General features: G+C 72.4%; 7 protein-coding genes. 3 read left to right on the forward strand and 4 right to left on the reverse strand.

The window, feature by feature from the left end; genetic code table 11:
- The coding region (locus tag AOJ26_RS40010) for an ATP-binding cassette domain-containing protein (protein WP_159044517.1) at positions 1-337 on the forward strand (337 nt) is incomplete at its 5' end.
- A gap of 87 nt (positions 338-424) precedes the next feature.
- Here the strand turns inward: AOJ26_RS40010 and AOJ26_RS40015 are convergent.
- Positions 425-1,066, reverse strand: coding sequence for a transglycosylase family protein (locus AOJ26_RS40015; protein ID WP_053853247.1), 642 nt, complete (start codon positions 1,064-1,066; stop codon positions 425-427).
- Between the two features lie 534 nt (positions 1,067-1,600).
- Here AOJ26_RS40015 and AOJ26_RS40020 point away from each other — a divergent pair.
- Positions 1,601-2,383: a hypothetical protein gene (locus AOJ26_RS40020; protein WP_053853248.1), complete on the forward strand. Its 783-nt coding sequence runs from the start codon at positions 1,601-1,603 to the stop codon at positions 2,381-2,383.
- 62 nt (positions 2,384-2,445) lie between these two features.
- Positions 2,446-2,769 (forward strand): hypothetical protein, encoded by a 324-nt coding sequence (locus AOJ26_RS40025; RefSeq protein WP_053853249.1) that lies wholly within the window; start codon positions 2,446-2,448, stop codon positions 2,767-2,769.
- 49 nt (positions 2,770-2,818) lie between these two features.
- On the opposite strand, the gene der is transcribed toward AOJ26_RS40025, so the two are convergent.
- From der to cmk, 3 genes are all read right to left on the reverse strand, one after another.
- Positions 2,819-4,300 carry a ribosome biogenesis GTPase Der gene (gene der, locus AOJ26_RS40030; RefSeq protein ID WP_053853250.1) on the reverse strand — a complete coding sequence of 494 codons (1,482 nt, stop codon included), beginning with the start codon at positions 4,298-4,300 and terminating at the stop codon, positions 2,819-2,821.
- A 78-nt stretch (positions 4,301-4,378) separates the two neighbouring features.
- Positions 4,379-4,966, reverse strand: coding sequence for a lysophospholipid acyltransferase family protein (locus tag AOJ26_RS40035; RefSeq protein WP_053853252.1), 588 nt, complete (start codon positions 4,964-4,966; stop codon positions 4,379-4,381).
- 53 nt (positions 4,967-5,019) lie between these two features.
- Positions 5,020-5,706: a (d)CMP kinase gene (gene cmk / locus AOJ26_RS40040; RefSeq protein ID WP_053853251.1), complete on the reverse strand. Its 687-nt coding sequence runs from the start codon at positions 5,704-5,706 to the stop codon at positions 5,020-5,022.
- Between the last annotated feature and the right edge of the window lie 522 nt (positions 5,707-6,228).

Consider the following 6,228-nt stretch of genomic DNA (forward strand, 5'->3'; position numbering starts at 1 on the left):
CCCCGACCCGGCCCTGGACGCCTACCCGCAGCTCGCCCCCCTGCTGGCCCGCCGCGCCGGCACCCTCTCCGGCGGCGAGCAGCGCATGCTCGCGCTGTCCCGCGTCCTGCTGGCACGCGCGCGCGTGGTGCTCGTCGACGAACCCGCGCAGGGCATGTCCCCGGCGGTCGCGGCCCGCACGTACGAACTCCTCGGCGCGCTGGACGCGTGCGTGGTCGTGGCCGAGCAGCGGATCCCGCCCGCGCTGCACGGCCGGACCGCGATCGTGTACGAACTGCGGCGCGGCGCGGTGGTGTTCAGCGGTGAGGCGGCGGAGCTGCGGCCCGGGCGGCCCTGACCGTCCTGACGGCCCTGTGCGCCCGCACGCCCGGGGCCCCGCCCGGTCGCAGGACCGGACGGGACCCCGTGCCCGTGCGAGGGGCTCTCAGATCTCCAGTCGCTGCCCGGGCACGATCATGTCGGGATCGGCGCCGATGACGGCCTGGTTGGCGGCGTAGAGCTTCTGCCAGGTGGTCCCGTGCCGGGCGGCGACCGCGCTCAGCGTGTCGCCCGGGCGGACGGTGTAGTCGCCGCGGGAGGCACCGCGGTCGGTGCGGTTCTCGGAACGGGCCGGCGTCTTCTCCGCCTCGGCGGGAGCGGCCTCGCCCGCGGACGAGGTCTGCGCCGGGCCCGAGGAGGCCGCGGGGGCGCTGCCGTACGCGCCGGCGCGGGCCGAGCAGGTCGGCCAGGCTTCCCAGCCCTGGGCGCGCTGGACCTTGGTGGCGACCGTGATCTGCTGGGACTTGGTGGCCTGGTCGGCGGTGGGCGCGTAGGCCGTGCCGCCGTACGCCCGCCAGGTGCCGGCGGAGAACTGGAGTCCGCCGTAGTAGCCATTGCCGGTGCTGATGTGCCAGTTCCCGCCGCTCTCGCATTGGGCGATGCGGTCCCACACCCCGCCGTCCGCGGCCACCGAGTTGCCGGCCGCGGCCAGCAGCCCGAGGGGGGCGAGGAGGGCGGCCCCGGCGAGGGCCGCGGTGGTCCGGGTCCTACGAGCGCTGTCGCGCCTGGTATCGGCACATTCGGACATGTGATCCCCTCTCGAAGGACTCGGGGTCCCCCAAGGCGGAACGCGCTCCCGGCACAGGGGCCGGGCGGTCGCGCTCCGCCCCGTCCGCCGGAGGTGGTGCGAGGTACGGCTTCGTGCGTCGACGGACGATCCCGAGCGGTGCTCGCTGCACACGGCGGAGGAATGTAGAGAGGCCGACCGGCCGGTATCAACCAACTCCTCGTCATTCCAGGCCAGTTCGCCGTTACCGCTGGTATCGGCGATTTTCGGCCACCCACTTCATTCCCTGATTTCCTGATTTGTCGACCAAGCGTCATGACGATCTGTGACCCACTTCACGCAGCCAACTCCCTTGCCCTTTGCGGGTGTTGACGGTGAGTGCCGAATTCCGCACGGCCTGTGACCCTGCGCTGTGGATGGTTCGATTCCGTTCGCCGTGGAGCGTGACTCCCGCCACAGATCGCCCGTTGTCATCTTCATGAGCCCGGGACCGCCCGGTTCACGGGCCGGGAGCCACCCGGTCCCGCCACGCACCACTTCCCGAGGGAGCCACCCGTGCCGCGCATGCTCGACGTCAGCGACGAGGTACGCGCTGAGATCGGCGACGAAGAAGCCGACCGGCTGCTCGCCGGAGAGAACGCCCCCGGCAGCTACGACTGCACGTCCTGCCGCACCCAGGGCGACTCCGAACAGGAGCGCACCAGCACCGTCCTGTTCATCGGCGACGAGACCGCCGTGCTGGCCTTCGCCCACGCCACCTGCCTGCCCTCCCAGGTCGTCCAGGTCACCGAGGAGCAGCTCCAGGGCGCGGTGAAGTCCATCAACGGCGACACCGCCGACCTGGCCCCGGACAAGGTCGTACCCGAGCAGGCGGTGCTCGGGGTGACCAGCGGACTCGTCCTGATCGCCGGGGAGTTGCACCCGGCGCTGGTCGTGGAGCCGACCGGGCCGATCGCGCGGCCGGGTGCCACGGGACGCGGCGACGACTTCCTGCCGCTGCTGATCGAGCAGGGGTTCATGCCGCTGACGGCGATCGAGTCGGTGCCGCCGGTGCTGCACGGGTGGTCGGTGCTGCTGGCGGTGGGACAACTGCACGCGGTGCTCCAGCCGTCGGCCAACGGCGGGCAGCCGGTGGCCTGGTGGCAGGCGCACCAGCCGCTCCAGGTGACGGAGGGCTGGCGGGCCGCCGCCAACAAGCATCAGCAGGTGCTGATGTTCGCCGCGCCGGTGGGGTCCATCGGACGGCAGCCCCGCGAGGACCTGCTGCGGGACGCGCTGGACAAGGCCGCCGCGAACGGCAAGCTGGTCGCGGCCGCGATGCCGCTCGCGGGCACGTGAGCGCGGGCTGAAAGGATCAGGGCGAACCGCATCCCCGAGGTCCCGGTGTCGTTTGGACATACGTGCACCCATACGACGCTCCGCGCCGGTCCTCCGGCGGACCATCGGCCACGCCGATCTACGACGCGCTCTACTCCGAGTACGTCAAGACCTTCCGTTCGCTGCCGGGTGACCGCAGCGGCGAGGAGGAGCTGGGCTTCACCGCGTTCGGGAACATCCCGCACGCCTCGGGCTCGTTCAGCAGCTCGTACAGCGCCTACAGCGCGGGGGCGTTCAGCGCCCGCCAGCAGTCGCAGTGGCAGCGGGTGGGACACATCGGGCAGCAGCACAGCCGGATGCACCACGTCCCGGCGGCGCTGCCACCCGGCCCCCGCAGAGGGACCTGACGCATGAGGAAGGGCGGCCCCGGCGGGGCCGCCCTTCCTCATGCGGACGTCACTTCTTCTTCGCGCCGCGCTTCTCGCGCACCCGCACCGAGATGTGGATCGGGGTGCCCTCGAAGCCGAACTCCTCGCGCAGCCGGCGCTCGATGAAGCGCCGGTAGCCCGCCTCGATGAAGCCGGAGGCGAAGAGCACGAACCGCGGCGGCTTGGTGCCGGCCTGGGTGCCGAAGAGGATGCGCGGCTGCTTGCCGCCCCGGATCGGGTGCGGGTGGGCGGCGACCAGCTCGCCGAGGAAGGCGTTCAGGCGGCCGGTCGGGACCCGGGTCTCCCAGCCCGCCAGAGCGGTCTCGATCGCGGGGACCAGCTTCTCCATGTGCCGGCCGGTGCGCGCGGAGACGTTCACCCGCGGCGCCCAGGCGACCTGGCCGAGCTCGGTCTCGATCTCCCGCTCCAGGTAGTAGCGGCGCTCCTCGTCGAGGGTGTCCCACTTGTTGTAGGCGATGACGATCGCGCGGCCCGCGTCGACGGCCATGGTGACGATCCGCTGGTCCTGGACCGAGATGGACTCGGAGCCGTCGATCAGGATGACCGCCACCTCGGCCTTCTCGACGGCGGCGGCGGTGCGCAGCGAGGCGTAGTAGTCGGCGCCCTGCTGGAGGTGGACCCGCTTGCGGATACCGGCGGTGTCGACGAACTTCCAGGTGACACCGCCGAGTTCGATCAGCTCGTCGACGGGGTCACGGGTGGTGCCGGCCATCTCGTTGACGACGACCCGCTCCTCGCCGGCCACCTTGTTCAGCAGCGAGGACTTGCCGACGTTCGGGCGGCCGATCAGCGCGATCCGGCGCGGGCCGCCGATCCCGGCGCCGCCGAAGCTCTGCTCGGGCGCCTCCGGCAGCGCCTCCAGGACGGCGTCGAGCATGTCGCCGGTGCCCCGGCCGTGCAGCGCGGAGACGGGGTGCGGCTCGCCGAGCCCGAGGGACCACAGGTAGGAGGCGTCGGCCTCCCCGCTCGGCCCGTCGACCTTGTTGGCGCACAGCACCACGGGCTTGCCGGCCTTGCGCAGCAGTCGTACGACCGCCTCGTCGGTGTCGGTGGCACCCACCTTGGCGTCCACGACGAACACGACGGCGTCGGCGGCCTCGATGGCGTACTCGGCCTGCGCCGCCACGGAGGCGTCGATACCGAGGACGTCCTGCTCCCAGCCGCCGGTGTCGACGACCTTGAAGCGGCGCCCCGCCCACTCGGCCTCGTAGGTGACGCGGTCACGGGTGACGCCGGGCTTGTCCTCCACGACGGCCTCGCGGCGCCCGATGATGCGGTTCACCAGAGTCGACTTGCCGACGTTCGGGCGCCCGACGACGGCGAGCACGGGCAGCGGACCGTGGCCGGCCGCCTCGATGGCGCCCTCGACGTCCTCGAGGTCGAAGCCCTCTTCCGCGGCGAGCTCCATGAACTCCGCGTACTCGGCGTCGCCAAGCGCCCCGTGGTCGTGCTCCTCGCCCGAGCCCTCGGAGTGGATGTGGTCGTTCATGAAGTCCGTACCTCGTTCATCGTGGTGATCGGTGGACCACCGGCTCTTTCGCCGGGCTGATCCACTACTCAGTGTCGCCTAGCGCCCGGTGAGGCGCCTGGCGTTTTCCAGGTGACTGCTCAGCTGCTTCTGGATGCGCTCGGTCGCCTCGTCGAGCGCCTTGCGCGTGCGCCGGCCGCTGCCGTCGCCCGCCTCGAAGGGGTCGCCGAAGACGACGTCGACCCGGCTGCGCAGCGGAGGCAGCTCCTTTATCAACCGTCCCGGCTTCTCGGAGCTTCCCAGCACCGCGACCGGGACGACCGGCGCCCCGCTGCGCACCGCGAAGTACGCGAGCCCGGCCCGCAGGGAGGCGAAGTCGCCCTCGCCCCGGGTGCCCTCCGGGAAGATCCCGAGGACCCCGCCGGCCTTGAGGACGTCGAGCGCCCGGGTGATCGCTCCGCGGTCGGCGCCCGAGCGGTCCACCTTGACCTGCCCGATGGCGGTCAGGAACGGGTCCAGCGGCCCGACGAACGCCTCCTTCTTGATCAGGAAGTGCGTCGGCCGGGGCGCCACGCCCATGACCATGGGGCCGTCGATGTTGTGGGAGTGGTTGACGGCGAGGATCGCGGGACCGGTGGCGGGCATCCGCCAGGCGCCGAGCACCCGCGGCCGCCACAGCCCGTACATCAGCCCGACGCCGATACGCCGGCCGACCTCGGCACCCTTCTCCGACGGAACGGTCACTTCCCGGCCCGCTTCTCCTCGACGAGGGTGACGACGCACTCGATGACCTGCGCGAGGGTGAGCTCGGTGGTGTCCACCTCGACCGCGTCATCCGCCTTGGCGAGCGGCGAGGTCTTGCGGCTGGAGTCGGCCGCGTCCCGCTTGATCAGCGCCTCGCGGGTGGCCTGGACGTCGGCGCTCTTGAGCTCCCCGCTGCGGCGGGCGGCGCGGGCCTCCGGCGAGGCGGTGAGGAAGATCTTGAGGTCGGCGTCGGGCAGCACGGTCGTACCGATGTCCCGGCCCTCGACGACGATGCCCTTCTCGGCGGAGGTCGCGATCGACCGCTGGAGCTCGGTGATCCGGGCCCGCACCTCGGGCACCGCGCTCACGGCGCTGACCTTGGAGGTGACCTCCTGGCCCCGGATCGGACCGGCCACGTCGGTCCCGTCCACGGTGATCGTCGGGTTCTCCGGGTCGGTGCCGGAGACGATCTCCGCCTTCCCGGCCACGGCGGCGATCGCGGTCGGGTCCTCGATGTCGATCCCGTTGGTCACCATCCACCAGGTGATCGCCCGGTACTGGGCGCCGGTGTCCAGGTAGCTCAGCCCGAGCTGCGCGGCGACAGCCTTCGAGGTGCTCGACTTGCCCGTGCCGGAGGGGCCGTCGATGGCGACAATCACGGGCTGGGCGGCGCCGTTTTCCACGGGGGGACACCTTTCGGGTGCGGTCTGGCGAGTGGTGAGGGGGCGCGACTGTGCCCCGCACCAGGTTACTGGGTGCGCGTCACTCGTCCGGACGCGTGGCCGACGTACACCTACGGCCGGGGCGCCGGGGCCTCAAGGGGCCGGCGAGGACGTCCACGGGTGCCAGGCCCTACGGCAGCGGCAGCACCGCCCAGAGACGAGGACCGAGTCCGGGACGTCAGCGCCGGACGCCGGCAGGCTCGTCGGGGGGAGCGGAGACGGACCGGGGCGCCGAACCCCGTACGGCCGCAGGCTCGTCCGGAGGCGGCAGAGCGTCAACAGGCCGCTAGGCCGTCCGAGGCGGCGCGAGCCCGGCGACCGCGAGGCCGCCCGAGGCGGCACCCACAACCCGCACCACCCACAACCCGCACCACCGACAACCCGCACCGACGGCACCCCACACCACCGGCCCCCGCCACAACCCCTCACTGCCGGATCGACCAGCCCCGCTCCCGCAGCGCGGCCGACAGTACGGGTGCGGCC

The organism is Streptomyces sp. NRRL B-24085 (genome assembly GCF_001282115.1).
In the GTDB taxonomy this organism is placed as follows: Bacteria; Actinomycetota; Actinomycetes; order Streptomycetales; family Streptomycetaceae; genus Streptomyces.

What these genes read in the sequence shown, in the direction of transcription:
- AOJ26_RS40015 (WP_053853247.1), bottom strand. Translation starts at nt 1,066, where the DNA reads ATGTCCGAATGTGCCGATACCAGGCGCGACAGCGCTCGTAGGACCCGG.
- der (WP_053853250.1), bottom strand. Translation starts at nt 4,300, where the DNA reads ATGAACGACCACATCCACTCCGAGGGCTCGGGCGAGGAGCACGACCAC.
- AOJ26_RS40035 (WP_053853252.1), bottom strand. Translation starts at nt 4,966, where the DNA reads ATGTACGGGCTGTGGCGGCCGCGGGTGCTCGGCGCCTGGCGGATGCCC.